Raw genomic sequence first — 18,213 nt, 5'->3', positions numbered from 1 at the left:
CCCAAGCAATTCAAAAAACAATAACCACCGACCCGGGCGGCGCCTGACAGCCCCGCCACGGTTTCGGACATCCGAAATCTGCCGATTTTCCGGAGCTGACAGACCATGAGTACATCACCCGAACTCTCCCCCGCCGTTGCCGACAGCGACGCCGAACAACTGCGCAAGCTGGGCTACACCTCAAACTTCAATCGCAGCATGAGCCTGTGGGAAAACTTCGCCCTGGGCTTCACTTACCTCTCGCCGGTCGTAGGGGTTTATACCCTGTTCGGCCTGTGCCTCGCCGCTGGCGGGCCACCGATGTTCTGGGCCTACTTGCTGGTCGGTTGCGGCCAGTTGCTGGTGTGCCTGATCTTCGGCGAAGTGGTCTCGCAATTCCCCATCTCCGGCGGCGTCTACCCGTGGGCGCGCCGTCTGGTGGGCAAAAAATGGGCGTGGATGGTTGGCTGGATCTACTCCATCGCCCTGTGCGTGACCATCGCCGCTGTTGCGGTCGGTGCCGGTCCGTACCTCGCCGCAATGATGGGTTTTGAACCGAGCAACAACACCAACATCGTCATCGCGCTGTTCCTGACGTTGTTCGCCACCCTGGTCAACCTCAGCGGCACCAAAGTGCTGGCGCGGATCGCCATGTTCGGCTTCCTCTGCGAACTGATCGGCGCGGTCGTCGTGGGTGTGTATCTGCTGGTGTTTGAACGTCATCAACCGATCAGCGTGTTGTTCAACACCTTCGATATCAGCATCGACGGCTCCTACCTGCCAGCCTTCCTTACCGCCTCGCTGGCGGGGATGTTCCTGTATTACGGCTTCGAAGCCTGCGGCGACGTCGCCGAAGAAACCCCGAACCCGAGCAAGCAAATCCCGATTGCCATGCGCATGACCATCTACATCGGCGGCATCTCGGCGATGTTCGCCTGCCTGGCACTGATCCTCGCCGTGCCGGACATGCAAGCCGTGATCAACGGCACCGACAAAGACCCGGTCACCACCATCCTCAACAACGCCTTCGGCCCGGTGGGTTCGAAAGTGGTGATGGGCGTGGTGATGATTTCCTTCATCTCCTGCGTCATCAGCCTACAAGCGGCGGCGAGTCGCCTGCTGTACTCCTACGCCCGGGACGAAATGGTCATCGGCAGCACACTGCTGAAGAAGATTTCCCCTACAACTCAAGTGCCGGTTGCGGCGCTGTTTGTGTCGGGCGTCCTGCCTGCACTGATCATCGCGCTTGGATTCTTCCTGCAAGATGCGGTGACGACCATCGTCAGCTTCGCGGCCATCGGGATTTACCTGGCGTTCCAGATGATCGTCCTCGCGGCGCTGTATGCGCGGATGAAAGGCTGGAAACCGAGTGGCAAATTCACCCTGGGTGCATGGGGTTTGCCGGTGAACATCGGCGCGCTGGTTTATGGCGTCGGCGCCATCATCAACATGGCCTGGCCGCGTACGCCGGATGCGGCTTGGTACATCAACTATGCGATGGTGCTGAGCACGGCGATTGTGATTGGGTTGGGGCTGATATACATGTGGCTGGCCAAGCCGTACGACCACGGGACTGCGCCTGCGGGGGATGCTTGGAAGGTTAGTCGGTAAATGATGTTGCCCAGCCCGTAGTGATGCGGGCTGGGTTGTTAGATAGGTTGTGGTTTGGAGAGGGTTTCGAATTCGTCCATCAGAAGATGGATTTCGGTGCTGGGGTTGGGTTCGCCGCTGATGGCAACGTCCTCGATAATCCTTGGTGCCAAATCCCTCGCCCTTTGAAATGGCTCACCCAAAAGTTGGGCGAAATAGTTGGTGTCTTCGCCCTTCTCGTATTTTTCCATGCTGGGTTTCTCTCTGAGGCTCTTGGTAACCAAGTCGCCTGGAGAATACTTCCCGACCGCTCGAAATGGCTTTCGATTGAAGCCGAAGTGCAGAAGTAGCCAGAACTCGAAGCAGGGGTACGAAGCGATTACTGTGATTTTCGGATGCGGCTTCGCGAGATTTATTGCCCTCTCGAAACAAAGATGTGTATCGCGATCAAATGCACAAAACACTTTGTCGAAGCCTTTCTGGTGGGCGATGGCTGTTTCGACAATGCCACTTGGGTGTGTGACACCGCAGTGGGAAATTTCCACTTGAGCATTGGCGCGGAAGTGAAATGCAGCCTCCTCCAGATATCGTTTTCCTGACTTGCTGTCTTCACAGAGGATCAGCACTTTGGGTTGAGGCTTAAACCGTGGAGGCTTTCGATCAAATAGCCGTATCGAACGAGCCATGATCAACCCCGCCTTATCAACGGCAACCCACGATAACGGCCTTCAAAGTAGCGTTTCTCGACGTCTTCACCTTCCCGTCCTTCAAAATCATGAACAGAAAAAAGACTGGTTGCGCCATTGGCATCTCGCTCAGTAATCCAGAACTGATCGCGGCGAAGCGCTTTGGCGTTCATTAGATGAGTGTCGTGGGTGGTAAAGATCAGTTGAGTATCCAGCCCACTGTCCAAGTGCTTTGCAATCAAGTCATCGACTATTGAGGGATGAAGGCTGCTGTCCAATTCATCCACAGCAAGTATTCCGCTCCCATCGGCATGATTGATCATGAACCAGGGTAACCAAAAGCCAATCAGGTTTTTCGTACCGCCAGACTCCTCGGAAAAATCGAACTCGGCTTTGCCTAGAAGACTGGTATGGGTCAGGGTTACTTTGTCTTTTTGCGCAGCCGCGAAGAACTCTTTCAGAGTGAGTTTTTTGGTGCCTTGAACAGACTCTGCGTCTTCGGTATTGAGTTGAATGGCAGACACTGGAATATCCACGGCTCTTAGAAAGTTTCGTAAATCTTGTGTGCAGTCTGATGCCATCCTAAGAAATCGGATGGACGCCGCGGACAGCCCCATCATGTTGTTCTGCTCAATAACGAGTAGGCCAGTCTGGAACCAGCTAAATGGGTCCCTTAACTGCGTCAGCTCTTCGCTGCTGTTCGCAACCGCTTGCGAGAGGAACAGAGTTTTGGGGTTCGTCAGACGCCGCCATGCGTTGTGAACATCTTTGCCCCCCTCAAGGCTTGCCCCAAAAACATACTGTTCACTCTCCTCCGCAAAACGTCGCTGATACAGCAGCGTTTCCTTGCCTTTGGGATATGAAACCAGTTGTTCCTCGATAATTCGCTGCGCAGTCATGCGCAGAACAAATCGATAGCGGAGCCCGCGCTGAATGAAGTTGTATTCAAAGAAGCTCGGTTCATTTTGAAGTTTTGGATCAAAGCGAAAGGACGAAACGGGTAGCGGTTCATCATTTGAGGACGGCGGCGCTGCGAGCAGTTGCCCCATGATACCTATCGCCCGGATAAGCGAAGATTTGCCCGACGCGTTCGGTCCGTAGATTGCAGCCACCTTCAATAAGTCTGGCAGTTTTTCTCCATTTACCGGTGGCGCGAACAGATTGCGCTTTTTGCTCAAGCGCGGCGTCGCAGCCATGGACAGGGTTTGCTTGTCTCGGACGGAGCGATAGTTGGAAACAGAAAATTCGATCAGCATGCAGCGAACCCGCAGTTCATTTCTGAAGGAACAAAAAATAAAGGAGAAAACAGGTGTTTGGTGCAGTTGCGCTGCAGGTCATGCAAAAACAGGAAATTCCTACAGACCGAGCCTTCCGTCTAATACACCAATTCCTACAGCATGGGGCGCCAGAGCAGACTTGGCACCTCATCCACCTAAACGATAGGCTCACCTCGTCGCTGCAAAACAGCGACCCGGGGTCGAAGCCGGAACATAATCAAGACGGCGCAACCGCGCTCCTTTGAGTGGCGGCTCCCATTTCAACTTGGAGTCGAACAATGTTTGATCACAAATTACATCAGCCGGAAATCCTTCCGCATTTCACCCCAACCGTCTTCACCCGCCACAACCGCTTCCTCCACACCCTCATGCAAGACAACCAAGCCTGGTTCTGCGTCCACGATCTCGGTCGCCTGATGGGCCGCCCAATGGACGAACGCCTCACCCTGAAACTCGACCCCGATCAGCGTCGAAACGTCTGGCTGCTGAAAAGCGGCAACACCGTCGAATCCCTGATGGTCAGCGAATCAGGCATGTACGCTCTTCTGATTCACCATTTCATCCCGGAAAACCGAAACCTGCGCCAATGGCTGAGCAATGAAGTCATCCCGATGCTGCGTGAGTCGAACGCGGCATCTGTGGATAACATTCCAAGCCTGAGTTCGCTGCAATGGGCCGGCATCTCGGTGCCGCTGTTGCACTGGCAGCACCAGGCCTGGATCAAATGGCGGGATATGCCTGACCTGATGCAGGTACAGCGACCGTTCAAGATCATGGGTACTTGCAGTTGAGGGCCAGGTAAATGCAAAACCTGTGGGAGCGGGCTTGCTCGCGAATGCGGCGGGTCAATCACTATCAATGTCGACTGACACACCCTCTTCGCGAGCAAGCCCGCTCCCACAGGGATTCAGGTGTGTCTGACAAAATTGAAAAGGGGCAGACTTTGAAGTCCGCCCCCTTGGTATCCACCTCCATTCAAAACCGCGAAACACTCCTCATCGCATCCACCAGATACCTCATCGCAATCCGATCACTCTCGGACAGCTCCCGATACCGCTCCACCAATTTCATCTCCTCCGAATTGAGTCGACGCCTGCGCCTTCCGGTCGACAGGCATGGAAATATCCCTAACAGTTCGGTGATGCCTTGTACTTTCGACATGGACGATGTCCTTTTAATACGTCAAAGAAAACTTCAGAAAACCGCATCGCCCTACTACTTTTTTCAGCAGTCGCTTGGTGCGCGCTGAACCCACCGGCCTGAAGGGCCGAAACCGGTCATGCCCATAGGATAGGAATTAAATCGGCGCTGAAAAGTGGTTTTTAGAGTAATTAGTCGAAAAAGGCACAAATGCCTTATAAAACAGAAAGTACTGTGGGAAACGTTACCGGACATGTCTTGTTTCATTGCCGCAACATTGTTGTGCTATCAATCATTTTTTCTCCGGGACCGAACGGTTTAAGCTATTTGGCATCTGTTTAAAGTCCGTTGCGTTTGGCCGAAGGCATGTCCGAACCTCCATTTTTGATCCAGCAGTGCCAGGAACGGCGCGGGATTGTTCACGACAGGTTGTACTTATGCACCGCAGGAATTTGCTCAAAGCGTCCATGGCTATCGCTGCCTACACCGGTTTATCGGCCACCGGCCTGCTGGCCGCTCGGGCCTGGGCCGGGAATGGCGCGGCGGATGGCGACGCGCAGGCGTTCGACTTCGAGGCGCTGAAGATCCAGGCCAAGCAGCTCGCCGGCAATCGTTATCAGGACACCAAGCAGGTGCTGCCGCCGACGCTGGCGACCATGACGCCGCAGAACTTCAATGCGATTCAGTACGACGGCAAGCACTCGCTGTGGAACGACTTGAACGGTCAACTGGATGTGCAGTTTTTCCACGTCGGCATGGGCTTCAAGCAACCTGTGCGCATGTTCAGCGTCGATCCCAAGACGCGTCAGGCGCGGGAAGTGCACTTCCGCCCTTCGCTGTTCAACTATGAAAAAACCACGGTCGACACCAAGCAGCTTGGCGCTGACCTGGGCTTTTCCGGGTTCAAGTTGTTCAAGGCTCCGGAGCTGGACAAGCACGACGTGTTGTCCTTCCTCGGCGCCAGCTATTTCCGTGCGGTGGATGCGTCTGGCCAATATGGCCTGTCGGCTCGCGGCTTGGCGATCGATACTTACGCCAAGAAGCGTGAGGAATTCCCGGACTTCACCAAGTTCTGGTTCGAGACGCCGGACAAGGACAGTACCCGCTTCGTGGTCTATGCCCTGCTCGATTCGCCGAGCGCCACCGGCGCCTACCGTTTCGACATCGATTGCCAGGCCAGTCAGGTGGTCATGGCCATCGACGCGCACATCAATGCGCGCACCGCCATCGAGCAACTGGGCATCTCGCCGATGACCAGCATGTTCAGCTGCGGCACCCACGAACGGCGCATGTGCGACACCATTCACCCGCAAATCCACGACTCCGATCGCCTGGCCATGTGGCGCGGCAACGGTGAGTGGATCTGCCGCCCGCTGAACAACCCGGCGACCCTGCAATTCAACGCCTTCGCCGACACCGACCCGAAAGGTTTCGGCCTGGTGCAGACCGATCACGAGTTCGCCAGCTATCAAGACACCGTCGACTGGTACAGCAAGCGCCCGAGCCTGTGGGTAGAACCGACAACCGCGTGGGGCGAAGGCTCTATTGATCTGCTGGAAATTCCTACAACCGGCGAGACCCTGGATAACATCGTTGCGTTCTGGACGCCGAAGAAACCCGTGGCGGCCGGTGATTCGCTGAACTATGGCTACAAGCTGTACTGGAGCGCATTGCCGCCGGTCAGCACGCCGCTGGCGCGGGTCAACGCGACCCGTTCGGGCATGGGTGGGTTTATCGAAGGCTGGGCGCCGGGCGAGCATTACCCGGAAGTCTGGGCCCGTCGCTTTGCGGTGGACTTCACCGGTGGCGGTCTGGACCGGTTGCCACCGGGTGCGGCGATCGAGCCGGTGGTCACCTGCTCGAATGGCGAGGTGAAGGATTTCAACGTGCTGGTGCTGGACGACATCAAGGGTTACCGGATTACGTTTGACTGGTTCCCGACCAATGACAGCGTCGCGCCGGTGGAGCTGCGGTTGTTTATTCGTACAAATGACCGGACATTGAGTGAAACCTGGTTGTACCAGTATTTCCCGCCGGCGCCGGAGAAGCGTAAGTACACCTGAGGTTAATGGTTGTCTGGGCGGGCCTTTTCGCGAGCAAGCCCGCTCCCACATTTGGAATGCATTCCCCTGTGGGAGCGGACTTGCTCGCGAAGACGGCCTGACCGACAACAAAAATCCAGCGCCAGAAACGCAAAAGCCCCGATCAGTCCGATCGGGGCTTTTTGTTTTTACAGCGCTAATCAGTCCCGCAAATCCGACTCATGAATCGGCTGGTCCCGATGTGTCGCCCGTTGATACTGCGCCGGCCACACCGCTTTGCGTCCGCCCAGATCATCATCGGCATGCAGCGGCCAGTACGGATCGCGCAACAACTCACGAGCCAGGAAGATGATATCCGCCTGGCAGGTCCGCAGGATGTGCTCAGCCTGCGCCGGCTCGGTAATCATGCCCACGGTGCCCGTGGCGATGCCTGACTCCTTACGCACGCGCTCAGCGAAGCGGGTTTGATAACCCGGTCCTGTAGGAATTTCCGCATTGGCCGCCGTGCCGCCCGACGAGACGTCGATCAAATCCACGCCCAGGTCTTTGAGGCGTCGTGCCAGCTCCACGGTTTCATCCGGGTTCCAGCCGTCTTCCACCCAGTCGGTGGCCGATACCCGCACAAACAGCGGCAACTCTTCAGGCCAGACCGCGCGCACCGCTTCGGTGACTTGCAGCACCAGCCGAATACGATTCTCGAACGAGCCACCATATTGATCGCGCCGCTGATTGCTCAATGGCGAAAGGAACTGATGCAGCAGATAACCGTGAGCGGCGTGGATCTCGACCACTTTGAAACCGGCAGTCAGCGCACGGTTGGCTGCATCGACGAAGGCCTGGATGACTTCAGCGATTTGCCCTTCATCGAGCTGTTTAGGCGGCGTGTGTTGGGGATCGAAGGCAATTGGCGAAGGCCCGACCGGGGTCCAGCCGCCGTCGTCGGGTTTGAGGCTGCCATGTTTGCCGATCCACGGCCGATGAGTGCTGGCCTTGCGCCCGGCGTGGGCCAGTTGAATACCGGCGACGGCACCTTGGGCCGCGATAAATCGGGTGATGCGTTGCAGCGGTTCGATCTGTTCGTCATTCCACAGGCCGAGGTCTTCGGCGGTGATGCGGCCATCGGCGGTGACCGCCGTGGCTTCGGTAAAAATCAGACCGGCCCCGCCGACGGCACGGCTGCCGAGGTGGACCAGGTGCCAGTCATTGGCCAGGCCATCGACGGCGGAGTATTGGCACATTGGCGATACGGCAATGCGGTTGAGCAGGGTCAATTGGCGAAGGGTATAGGGTTCAAGCAGCAGACTCATGGGGCACCTCTCGAATCAGTGGGCAGGCTCCAGGGTTCTGTTTGAAAAGTCGACGAGTGACAGTAAAAGGTGCAGCACCCGCCCCCGCGGGCAAAAAATTCGACAAGACGTCACAAGGCCAATCAAGCAGTGCTTAGAGCCTAGTCGACAACGGGGGATGAGGGAGGGTTCCGGGGATATTTGGCGTCAGGGCGATCGCTTTCGCGGGCAAGCCCGCTCCCACATTGGTTTTGTGCATGACACAGATCCCATGTGGGAGCGGGCTTGCTCGCGAATGGGCTTAACGCGGTTCGATGTGAGCAATCATCAATTGCACCGTCTCATTCCCGCGAAACTCGTTAAGGTCGAGTTTGTAGGCCAATTCCACCCATTTGATGGTCGGATTCGGCCAGATATCGCGATCAATCCCAAAAGCGATACCGTCCAGCTTCACCGAACCACATTCGCTTTTCAGCACCACTTTAAGGTGTCGCTCGCCCACCACCCGCTGCTCGACCAACTGGAACACCCCGTGAAACAAAGGCTCCGGGAAGTGCTGCCCCCAAGGACCGGCATGGCGCAAGGCGCGGGCCAGTTCCAGGTGAAACTCCTCGACCGCCAGGGTGCCGTCCGACAACAGGCGCCCGGTCAGGTCTCCTTCGCGCAATTGCCTACGCACTTCAGCGTCAAAGGCTTCGGCGAACAGCGGAAAATTCGCTTCCGGCAAGGTCAGACCGGCCGCCATGGCGTGGCCGCCGTACTTGCTGATCAGGTTCGGATGCTGCGCCGCCACCACGCTTAACGCATCACGAATGTGAAAGCCCTGGACCGAACGGCCCGAGCCTTTCAACAAGCCATCGCCGGCATCGGCAAAGGCAATGGTCGGACGGAAATAGCGCTCTTTCATCCGCGAGGCGAGGATACCGATGACACCCTGGTGCCACTCGGGATCGAACAAACACAACCCGAACGGCATCGATTCCACCGGCAGATCCTTGAGTTGGGCCAGCGCCTCACGCTGCATGCCTTGCTCGATGGATTTGCGGTCCTGGTTCATGCCGTCGAGCTGGGCCGCCATTTCCCGGGCGAGTCCGGCATCTTCGGTGAGCAGGCATTCGATGCCCAGGCTCATGTCATCCAGGCGTCCCGCCGCATTCAAGCGTGGGCCGACAATGAACCCCAGATCGGTAGACGTAATGCGCGCCGGCTCACGCTTGGCGACTTCGAGAATCGCCTTGATCCCCGGCCGGGCCCGACCGGCGCGAATCCGCTCCAAACCTTGGTGCACCAGAATCCGGTTGTTGGCATCCAGCGGCACCACGTCAGCGACACTGCCCAATGCCACCAAGTCCAGCAATTCACCGATGTTCGGCTGCGGCGTGTTCTCGTACCAACCAAGGTTGCGCAAGCGTGCGCGCAACGCCATCAGCACATAGAAGATCACGCCGACACCGGCCAGCGCCTTGCTCGGAAAGTCGCAACCGGGCTGGTTCGGGTTGACGATGGCGTCGGCCAGCGGCAGTTCATCACCGGGCAAGTGGTGATCGGTGACCAGCACTTTGAGCCCGGCCTTTCTCGCCGCCGCCACGCCTTCGACGCTGGAAATGCCGTTGTCCACGGTGATCAGCAGTTGCGGGGTGCGGGTCAGTGCGACTTCGACGATTTCCGGGGTCAGGCCGTAGCCGTACTCGAAACGGTTCGGCACCAGATAATCGACATGGGCCGCGCCCAGCAGGCGCAAGCCAAGCACGCCGACGGTGCTGGCCGTCGCACCATCGGCATCGAAGTCGCCGACGATCAGAATCCGCTGACGCTGTTCCAGTGCCGTCACCAGCAGGTCTACCGCCGCGTCGATGCCCTTGAGCTGCTCGTATGGAATCAGGCGCTTCAGGCTCTTATCCAGTTCCGCCTCGCTCTGCACGCCCCGCGCCGCGTACAGGCGGGTCAGCAGCGGCGGCAGGTCACCGAGGAATGGCAGGGTGTCGGGCAACAGGCGAGGTTCGATGCGCATGGGGTGACAGTGGCTTCTCTTGAATACGTAGGATAAAACCGGATGACGCGTAGTACCGGCGAATGATCAGCCGCGTTCGCCGCTCAGCCACTGCAACTGGACTTCATGCTGACCACGGTCGTCAGTGACGAAAATCGTCCCTTCGCTGATCATCACGTCCCACTTGATCACCCGAGGCATGTCTTTGGCCAGGGTTTCCAGGATGTCCTGGGGCACAGCAGCGATGTGCACGTTTTTCAGGTTCTTGATCGCCGGGATCACTTTGGTTTCCCAGACGCGCAGGCTGCCGTAGGCCAGCAGGCTGGTGCGCTCGGTGCGACGGGAGCACCAGGTCAGGCGATCGGCGTCCGGCTGCCCGACTTCGATCCAGTGCAGGACACGGTCATCCAGGCTCTTTTCCCACAGGGCCGGTTCATCCACGTCTGACAGACCGCGACCAAACGACAGCTGCTCGTTGTACCAGAAGGCGTAGGCCAGCAGCCGCACGGTCATGCGCTCTTCGGTTTCCGAAGGGTGACGGGCGATGGTCTGCTTCACGCTCTCGTAGACACTGCGGTCGAGGTCGGTAAGGTTCAGTTCAAACTTGTAGGTCGTGGACGGCTGGGCCATGAACGGGCTTCTTGATACGAGGAAAGGCGGCAAGTCTAACCGATGCAGTAGGCAATCAGAGCATTGACGACCATCAACTTTGGGCGACTGACACGCGGCTATGTTAAAACGCACTATTCACAAGACTTTGTCCTACAAGGATCGCGCATGCCATTCACCGGAAAACCGCTCTCAGGTCTGAAAGTCATCGAATTGGGTACGTTGATCGCCGGGCCGTTTGCCTCGCGTATTTGCGGCGAGTTCGGCGCCGAAGTGATCAAGATCGAATCTCCGGATGGCGGTGATCCATTGCGTAAATGGCGCAAATTGTATGAAGGCACTTCGCTGTGGTGGTTCGTCCAGGCGCGCAACAAGAAGTCCCTGACTTTGAACCTCAAGCACCCGGACGGCCTGGCGATCCTGAAAAAACTACTCAGCGAAGCGGACATCCTGATCGAGAACTTTCGCCCCGGTGTGTTGGAAAAGCTCGGCCTGGGGTGGGACGTTTTACACGCCCTCAATCCGAAACTGGTGATGGTGCGGCTGTCGGGTTTTGGCCAGACCGGGCCAATGAAAGATCAGCCGGGGTTCGGCGCGGTTGGTGAGTCCATGGGTGGCCTGCGTTACATCACCGGGTTCGAAGACCGACCGCCGGTGCGCACCGGGATTTCCATCGGTGACTCGATTGCCGCGCTGTGGGGCGTGATCGGCGCGTTGATGGCTTTGCGTCATCGCGAGGTCAACGGTGGTCTGGGGCAAATGGTAGACGTGGCGCTGTATGAGGCGATTTTCGCCATGATGGAAAGCATGGTCCCGGAGTTCGATGTGTTCGGTTTCATCCGCGAGCGCACCGGCAACATCATGCCCGGCATCACGCCCTCCTCCATCCACACCAGTGCTGACGGCAAGCATGTGCAGATCGGCGCCAATGGTGATGCAATTTTCAAACGGTTCATGTTGATTATTGGCCGGGAAGATTTGGCCAACGATCCGGTGCTGGCCAGCAATGATGGCCGTGACAGCCGTCGCGACGAGATTTATGGGGTGATCGATCGCTGGGTCAATTCGCTGCCGCTCGATCGCGTGATCGAGTTGTTGAACCAGGCCGACGTCCCGGCCAGCCGGATCTTCAGCGCCGAAGATATGTTCAGCGATCCGCAGTACCTGGCTCGGGAAATGTTCCTGCACGCCAAGCTGCCGGACGGCAAGGACTTCAAGATGCCGGGGATCGTGCCGAAACTCTCTGAGACACCCGGCACTTCCGAATGGGTCGGACCGCAGCTGGGTGAGCACAATGCGCAGGTACTCCACGATCTTGGCTACGACAAGGGACAGATCGCAAAGCTGCGTGAAGACGGAGCCATCTAAGCTGAAGCGCCTGCTTTCAGTCTTCATCCATCGCGCCAGCGGCCGGTATGCGCTGGTGCTGTTGTTGCTCGGATTGAGCTCACCCGCCTGGGCACACCCAAAAGAGACGCTGATCTGGCTGCTGCGGGATTTGCCGCCACTGACGATCTTCGAAGGTCCGCAAAAAGGCCTGGGGGTCGTCGATCAGCTGATGCCGCTGTTGATCGCCGGCATGCCGCAATACGATCACACACGGATGCGGGTCAATCGCGCCCGTGGCATGCAGATGCTGCGCGAAGAATCCTTCACCTGTGATCCCTCGCTGATCTGGAGCAAGGAGCGGGAACAGTGGATTGCGTTTTCCATTCCGGTGTTCCGGGCCGTGAGCAATGGCCTTGCGGTGCGCCAGGAAGATCAAGCGGAGCTGGCGCCGTTTCTGGTGGACGGTGAAGTTGACCTGGCGGCCCTGCTGGCCAATGGCACCCAGAAACTCGGTGCCGTGGCCGAGCGCAGCTATGGTCAGTTCCTCGATGCTCAGCTGAAACAAGCGCCGGCCAATACCCTGACATTCCACTATGGAAATGACGCCCTCGGCAGTCTGTTGCAGATGCAGCGCCTGGGGCGTTTGCTGGGGGTGTTGGGTTACTGGCCGGAGATCCGCTACCTGGCCCAACAGGAACATATTGCCGACAACGAGCTGGTGTTTTATCCGGTCAAGGGCACGGGCAAGTACATTTCCACGTATATCGGCTGCTCGAATACGCCCCAGGGTCGGCAGGCCATCAGCGAGATCAATCAGCTGCTGCGCACCCTGCCCCACGAACGACTGGCCCACGCCTATGCCGACTGGCTAGACCCGGAACGGCGCAGCGACTATCTGGAAGAAGCCAAGACCTTTTTCCAGCATCAGGATGGGCAGTGACAAATTTCAGGCAAAAAGAAACCCCGAGAAGTGGGGAGACGACTCGGGGTTAAACGTGGCCTACATAAAGACCAGTGGCAGCAAGCTACAAGCACCGGAGCACAATGCTTGATCCTGCTGTTACAAGGTCTGACGACCTTCACGCAGGAAGGTTCCCACAAAAAGGCAATTCAATTTCGATTGGCCAGGATCTTGTCCCGGGCCGCATTGCGCAACGCCGCGATCACACAGGGCTCAAGGCGACCTTCAGCAATCAGCACATCTCGGTGCAATCCGTCGACGACATCCGTCAGTTGCCGCTTATCGGTCAACTGCGCCTGATTGAACTCACGTTCCACCACAATCGCGCCGGCCGCATTCTTCAAGGTCACCAGGCATTCGCCATGGGCACCCGACGGGGTCAACGTCACTTGATACGGGCTCAGAGCCTCACCGAGCAATAGGCTGATACTTTCCATCTCGCGATCACCACTCAATAGTCCGAAAACAAAGTGCCTGGGAGGGCGTGTCTACAGTTAATGACCCCTGGCCCGAGAAGAAAGTTCTGAATACCGCATGGCAGCGGTACCTGCGTCTCCGGGGAAATTGAGCATGCACCGCAAAGATGACAAGGAAAAAACAGCCCGCCTCAGGCCCTGGCTTGAAGCATCGACTCCAGCAGATAGACATCCAGCAGCCGGCGCATCAACACCGCGGAAACGGGCGTGTGCAGGTGCCCGAGGAGTTTGACGTCGCTGTCAGCCAGCATGGCCTTCACGTCCGGCATGATGCTCGACGCCACGTTGCCGAGCAGAATCAGCGCACGGGCCTCGCGCTGCTCTGCCAGATGCCGCACCAGTGCCAGCCCGTCGCCGCCCTTGAGCTGCGGATCGCAGAACGCGATATCGACCGTGCCCCTGCGCCCCAGGGAACGCAGCGCCGCCGACATCGACGGCGCCGTGAGCACGTCATAGACACCAATGGCGTTGAGCATCTGGTGCAACGCCATCATCTGGAAAGGATTGTGTTCAAGGATCAGGATTTTGAGCGTGCGCATAAGCGACCTCTGGAACGACACGCGCGGACTCTCACCGCAGTTGTCGATCACTCTAGGGGAGCATCCTTCAGCATCCCATCGGAAAAGTAGCCACATCCCATAGGAAAATTCCGAAACTCACTGGGAACACTGACACACCCCTTCGCTCCTCCGACGGCCGATATCCGTCCATCCACCGAGCAACCCGCGCACCTGACCGTCAGCGCCGTAAAACGGCACCGTCCACTGGTAGATGTCCCGCACCCCATTGTTGAATTCCAACTGGCGTTTGGTGAAGCGAGGCTTGCGGGTGTCGAGCTGGACGATGAACTCGGCATGCAACTGCTCGGCAGTCTCCCTGGGTAACACATCGACTTCGATCAGTTGCCGTCCCTGAACCTGGTCCAGACGGGTCGACAGCGCCTCCTCGTAACTTTTGTTGCACATGATCAAACGCCCCTCCAGATCACGCACAAACATGGGATCGGGCATGGCATCAATCAGCGCATGTTGAAAGGCGAGTTGATCGCTGAGGTCTTTCTCGACGTCCAGGCGTTGCTTGATCAGGGCCGCGAGCCGACGGTTCCAGAGCAAGGACAGCAGGCCGAACAGGCTGACGACAAACATGCCCCAGCAGCCCCATTGCGTTACCCGCTGCCAGAACGACAGCATCGGCCTGGGGGCGATGCCATCCAGCCATTTCAGGCGAATGGCCCGCAACTCCGCCGGTGGAAAGGCTTCAAGCGCCTTGTTAAGGATGCTCAACAACTCCGGCTGCCCTTTGCGTACTGCCAGATGGTCGGCTTCCCACGAGCCTTCCACCGTGTGGCCTATCTTCAACTGCCCGGTCGGATAGAGCTGCGCCCCGGTTTCATTCTCGATCGTGGCATCGGCCTCGCCACTTTCGACCAGCGCCCGGGCTTCGGCATACGTCTTGACCGAGCGCAGCTCGATGGCCGGATAGTCCCGCCGAATGGCTGTCTCCATGGCGTGTCTGGCCGGTAACACCAGTTTCTTTTCCGACAATTGATCCAGGGACTGAAGTAGCGGAGCCCCGGCACGCCCGACCAGCACCCAGGCGGAACCGCCGAAGGCATGGCTGAAATCCAGGAACAGCTTGCGCTCCTCATTCAGCGCTAGGGTTGCGGTCATGTCGACTGCACCGCTTTCCAGGCGCCGGAGTAAATGCTCGGTGGAAAATGTCTCTTCATGAACGAAATGCAGCCCCGTCATCACGCTGATGCGGTCGAGCACATCGATGTTCAAGCCACTCCAATGACCGTGCTCGTCCTTGAACTGGTACAGCGGGTATTGCTTCGATGCCACGATGACTTGCGGGTGGGCGCGAATCCATTGCAGCTCTTCGGCGTCCAGCTCAATGGCGTCGACGGTTTTCGGTGCCGTGGCTTCATAATCCATCAGTTGTGCCGCCCGCGCACAGTGCCCAAGGCTCATTACGCCCAACAAAAATACCCAGCACATGGCTGGTCTCAACCCTCTTAAAAACAGCATTGCCACTTCCTTCGTGATCAACTCGCCCGTCCTTCAGGGGCGAAAACGCGACAAGTGTGGCACGCAGAAACAAGAAAGCCCGTCAGGAGACGGGCTTCAAAATGTGACAGTTTTGCGGGCTTAAAGCGGCTTGCCGCGGTTGCCATGCTGACTGACAAAGGCCTGCACGGCTTTCAGGTCATTCGGCAACACGGTGCAGCGCTCTTCTCTCTCAAACAAATCAGAAAGATGTGCAGGTAGTTCGAGAGCTTTTCCTACACCGGCTTTTTCCACCGCGTCCGGGAATTTGACCGGATGGGCCGTGCCCAGGATCACCATCGGGATATCCAGGCTGCGACGGCATTCGCGCGCAGCCTTGACGCCGATGGCGGTGTGCGGGTCCAGCACTTCGCCGGTCTGCTCGAAGACCTCAGCGATGGTTTCGCAGGTTTGTGCGTCATCCACGGCCAGGGAATCGAACAGTTTGCGGGCTTCGGTCCAGCGCTCTTGCTCAACGCTGAAACCGCCGCCCTGCTTGAAGTTGTCCATCAAGCCGGCGATCGCTGCGCCGTTGCGACCGTGCAGGTCGAACAGCAGGCGTTCGAAGTTCGACGACACCATGATGTCCATCGACGGCGACAACGTGGCGTGCAGGGTTTCCTTGACGTACTGATTGCCGCTCATGAAGCGGTGCAGGATGTCGTTGCGGTTGGTGGCGACGATCAACTGGTTGATCGGCAAGCCCATATTGCGTGCCAGGTAACCGGCGAAGATGTCGCCGAAGTTGCCGGTCGGCACCGAGAACGACACCGAACGCGCCGGGCCACCCAGTTGCAGGGCTGCGTGGAAGTAGTAAACGATCTGGGCCATGATCCGCGCCCAGTTGATCGAGTTCACCGCCACAAGACGCGTGCCTTTGAGGAAGCTCTGGTCGGCGAAGCTGTTCTTGACCATTTCCTGGCAGTCATCGAAGTTGCCTTCGATGGCGATGTTGTGGATGTTCTCGCCGAAAATGGTGGTCATCTGGCGACGCTGCACTTCAGACACGCGGTTGTGCGGGTGCAGGATGAAGATGTCGACGTTTTCGCAGTGCTTGCACCCTTCGATGGCGGCCGAACCGGTGTCACCGGAGGTAGCGCCGACAATCACCACGCGCTCGCCGCGTTTTTCCAGCGTGTAGTCGAGCAGGCGACCGAGCAGTTGCAGGGCGAAGTCCTTGAACGCCAGGGTCGGGCCGTGGAACAGCTCCAGCACCCATTCATTGCCGTTCAACTGACGCAACGGGGCCACGGCGTTGTGTGCGAACACGCCGTAGGTTTCTTCAAGAATCTTTTTGAAATCGGCATCGGGAATGCTGCCGGCCACAAATGGGCGCATCACCCGGAAGGCCAGCTCGTGATACGGCAGGCCAGCCCAGGAAGCGATTTCTTCCTGGGTGAAACGTGGCAGGCATTCCGGCACATACAGGCCGCCGTCCGTGGCCAGACCGGCCAGCAGGACGTCTTCGAAATTCAGGGCCGGTGCCTGGCCGCGGGTACTGATATAACGCATGACTGGCTCCAATAGACAGTGTTCGCAATCCCGGGCCCGCAAGCGAGCCCGGTGAACGATAACGGCTTAGTTCAGGTGCTCGACACGGATCCGCACAACCGGACCGACAACGCCCGCCAAGGCTTCCAGGGCGGTGATCGCGTCGTTCATGTGCTGTTCCAGCACACGGTGGGTCAGCAGGATCATCGGCACCAGGCCGTCGTGTTCTTCGACTTCCTTCTGCATGATCGATTCGATGTTGATGCCGCGCTCCGACAGGATGCTCGCCACCTGGGCCAGCACGCCGGGATGGTCCTTGGCCTGGATCCGCAGGTAGTACGCGCTTTCGCAGGCTTCGATCGGCAGGATCGGGTGGGCCGACAGCGAATCCGGCTGGAAGGCCAGGTGCGGTACACGGTTTTCCGGGTCGGAGGTCATGGCGCGAACCACGTCCACCAGGTCGGCGATCACCGACGAAGCGGTCGGCTCCATGCCGGCGCCAGCGCCGTAGAACAGGGTCGAACCGGCAGCGTCGCCGTTGACCATCACCGCGTTCATCACGCCGTTGACGTTGGCGATCAGGCGATCGGCCGGGATCAGCGTCGGGTGCACGCGCAACTCGATACCGGCGGCGGTGCTGCGTGCCACGCCGAGGTGCTTGATGCGATAGCCCAGGGCTTCGGCGTAGTTCACGTCAGCGGTGGTCAGCTTGGTGATGCCTTCGGTGTAGGCCTTGTCGAATTGCAGCGGGATGCCGAACGCGATGGACGCCAGGATCGTCAGCTTGTGGGCCGCGTCGATGCCTTCAACGTCGAAGGTCGGATCGGCTTCGGCGTAACCCAGGGCTTGCGCCTCGGCGAGTACGTCTTCGAAGGTGCGACCCTTCTCGCGCATTTCGGTGAGGATGAAGTTACCGGTGCCGTTGATGATGCCGGCGACCCAGTTGATACGGTTGGCGGACAAGCCTTCACGGATCGCCTTGATCACCGGAATGCCACCGGCCACGGCCGCTTCGAACGCAACGATCACGCCCTTCTCGCGAGCCTTGGCGAAAATCTCATTACCGTGAACGGCGATCAGTGCCTTGTTCGCGGTGACCACATGCTTGCCATTCTCGATGGCCTTGAGTACCAGCTCGCGGGCAACGGTATAGCCGCCCATCAGCGCTATCACGTTGTCGATCTCAGGGTTCGTGGCCACTTCGAACACCTCGTTGGTAATCGCAATACCGGTCGTCTGGAACTGAGGCTTTGGCGTACGCGTGGCAATTTGTGAAACTTCGATACCACGACCGGCACGACGAGCAATT

Annotated in this window: 16 protein-coding genes; 5 read left to right on the top strand and 11 right to left on the bottom strand. The window is 58.4% G+C overall.

The window, feature by feature from the left end:
• Positions 1-105 precede the first annotated feature (105 nt).
• A complete protein-coding gene (locus ACIQY3_RS28985) occupies positions 106-1,590 on the top strand; it encodes an APC family permease (protein ID WP_403026700.1) in 1,485 nt (494 codons plus the stop codon).
• A 38-nt stretch (positions 1,591-1,628) separates the two neighbouring features.
• On the opposite strand, the gene ACIQY3_RS28980 is transcribed toward ACIQY3_RS28985, so the two are convergent.
• A complete protein-coding gene (locus tag ACIQY3_RS28980) occupies positions 1,629-2,255 on the bottom strand; it encodes an RloB family protein (protein WP_403026697.1) in 627 nt (208 codons plus the stop codon).
• A 2-nt stretch (positions 2,256-2,257) separates the two neighbouring features.
• Positions 2,258-3,511, bottom strand: coding sequence for an ATP/GTP-binding protein (locus ACIQY3_RS28975; protein WP_403026694.1), 1,254 nt, complete (start codon positions 3,509-3,511; stop codon positions 2,258-2,260).
• A 299-nt stretch (positions 3,512-3,810) separates the two neighbouring features.
• Between ACIQY3_RS28975 and ACIQY3_RS28970 the strand changes: the two genes are divergently transcribed.
• Complete coding sequence (locus ACIQY3_RS28970) at positions 3,811-4,323, top strand: Bro-N domain-containing protein (RefSeq protein ID WP_403026692.1); 513 nt, start codon at positions 3,811-3,813, stop codon at positions 4,321-4,323.
• Positions 4,324-4,507: 184 nt separating this feature from the next.
• On the opposite strand, the gene ACIQY3_RS28965 is transcribed toward ACIQY3_RS28970, so the two are convergent.
• Entirely contained in the window at positions 4,508-4,693 is a 186-nt protein-coding gene (locus tag ACIQY3_RS28965; protein WP_213939850.1) for a hypothetical protein, read from the bottom strand.
• 416 nt (positions 4,694-5,109) lie between these two features.
• Here ACIQY3_RS28965 and ACIQY3_RS28960 point away from each other — a divergent pair, with 416 nt between their 5' ends.
• On the top strand, positions 5,110-6,735 hold the full coding sequence (locus ACIQY3_RS28960) for a glucan biosynthesis protein D (protein ID WP_403026688.1): 1,626 nt from the start codon (positions 5,110-5,112) through the stop codon (positions 6,733-6,735).
• Positions 6,736-6,914: 179 nt separating this feature from the next.
• Here the strand turns inward: ACIQY3_RS28960 and ACIQY3_RS28955 are convergent, their stop codons facing one another.
• The 3 genes from ACIQY3_RS28955 to ACIQY3_RS28945 all read right to left on the bottom strand — a co-directional run bounded on the left by ACIQY3_RS28955 (position 6,915) and on the right by ACIQY3_RS28945 (position 10,620).
• Positions 6,915-8,021: an NADH:flavin oxidoreductase/NADH oxidase gene (locus tag ACIQY3_RS28955; protein ID WP_403026686.1), complete on the bottom strand. Its 1,107-nt coding sequence runs from the start codon at positions 8,019-8,021 to the stop codon at positions 6,915-6,917.
• A 280-nt stretch (positions 8,022-8,301) separates the two neighbouring features.
• Positions 8,302-10,011, bottom strand: coding sequence for a single-stranded-DNA-specific exonuclease RecJ (gene recJ, locus ACIQY3_RS28950; RefSeq protein WP_403026684.1), 1,710 nt, complete (start codon positions 10,009-10,011; stop codon positions 8,302-8,304).
• A gap of 66 nt (positions 10,012-10,077) precedes the next feature.
• A complete protein-coding gene (locus ACIQY3_RS28945) occupies positions 10,078-10,620 on the bottom strand; it encodes a YaeQ family protein (RefSeq protein ID WP_010462971.1) in 543 nt (180 codons plus the stop codon).
• A 147-nt stretch (positions 10,621-10,767) separates the two neighbouring features.
• Here ACIQY3_RS28945 and ACIQY3_RS28940 point away from each other — a divergent pair, with 147 nt between their 5' ends.
• Together ACIQY3_RS28940 and ACIQY3_RS28935 are read left to right on the top strand one after the other, a co-directional pair.
• Positions 10,768-11,967 carry a CaiB/BaiF CoA transferase family protein gene (locus tag ACIQY3_RS28940; protein ID WP_403026680.1) on the top strand — a complete coding sequence of 400 codons (1,200 nt, stop codon included), beginning with the start codon at positions 10,768-10,770 and terminating at the stop codon, positions 11,965-11,967.
• The gene (locus ACIQY3_RS28935; RefSeq protein ID WP_403026679.1) at positions 11,948-12,868 is read left to right on the top strand and encodes a TIGR02285 family protein; all 921 of its coding nucleotides are present in this window, start codon (positions 11,948-11,950) and stop codon (positions 12,866-12,868) included. Before ACIQY3_RS28940 ends, ACIQY3_RS28935 begins: the two co-directional genes overlap by 20 nt.
• A gap of 170 nt (positions 12,869-13,038) precedes the next feature.
• On the opposite strand, the gene ACIQY3_RS28930 is transcribed toward ACIQY3_RS28935, so the two are convergent.
• From ACIQY3_RS28930 to ACIQY3_RS28910, 5 genes are all read right to left on the bottom strand, one after another.
• Positions 13,039-13,326, bottom strand: a complete 288-nt coding sequence (locus tag ACIQY3_RS28930) for a DUF3509 domain-containing protein (protein ID WP_403026676.1) — start codon at positions 13,324-13,326, stop codon at positions 13,039-13,041.
• Between the two features lie 170 nt (positions 13,327-13,496).
• Positions 13,497-13,904, bottom strand: a complete 408-nt coding sequence (locus ACIQY3_RS28925) for a response regulator (RefSeq protein WP_403026673.1) — start codon at positions 13,902-13,904, stop codon at positions 13,497-13,499.
• Between the two features lie 117 nt (positions 13,905-14,021).
• The gene (locus ACIQY3_RS28920; protein ID WP_403026670.1) at positions 14,022-15,395 is read right to left on the bottom strand and encodes a transporter substrate-binding domain-containing protein; all 1,374 of its coding nucleotides are present in this window, start codon (positions 15,393-15,395) and stop codon (positions 14,022-14,024) included.
• A 120-nt stretch (positions 15,396-15,515) separates the two neighbouring features.
• Entirely contained in the window at positions 15,516-16,925 is a 1,410-nt protein-coding gene (thrC, locus tag ACIQY3_RS28915; protein WP_403026668.1) for a threonine synthase, read from the bottom strand.
• Positions 16,926-16,991: 66 nt separating this feature from the next.
• Positions 16,992-18,213 (bottom strand): homoserine dehydrogenase (locus tag ACIQY3_RS28910; RefSeq protein ID WP_403026665.1); only part of this gene is annotated, 1,222 nt, incomplete at its 5' end.

Origin of the sequence: Pseudomonas sp. NPDC096950, assembly GCF_044762525.1 — a bacterium.
GTDB lineage: Bacteria > Pseudomonadota > Gammaproteobacteria > Pseudomonadales > Pseudomonadaceae > Aquipseudomonas.
This window is presented reverse-complemented; position numbering and strand designations above follow the sequence as displayed.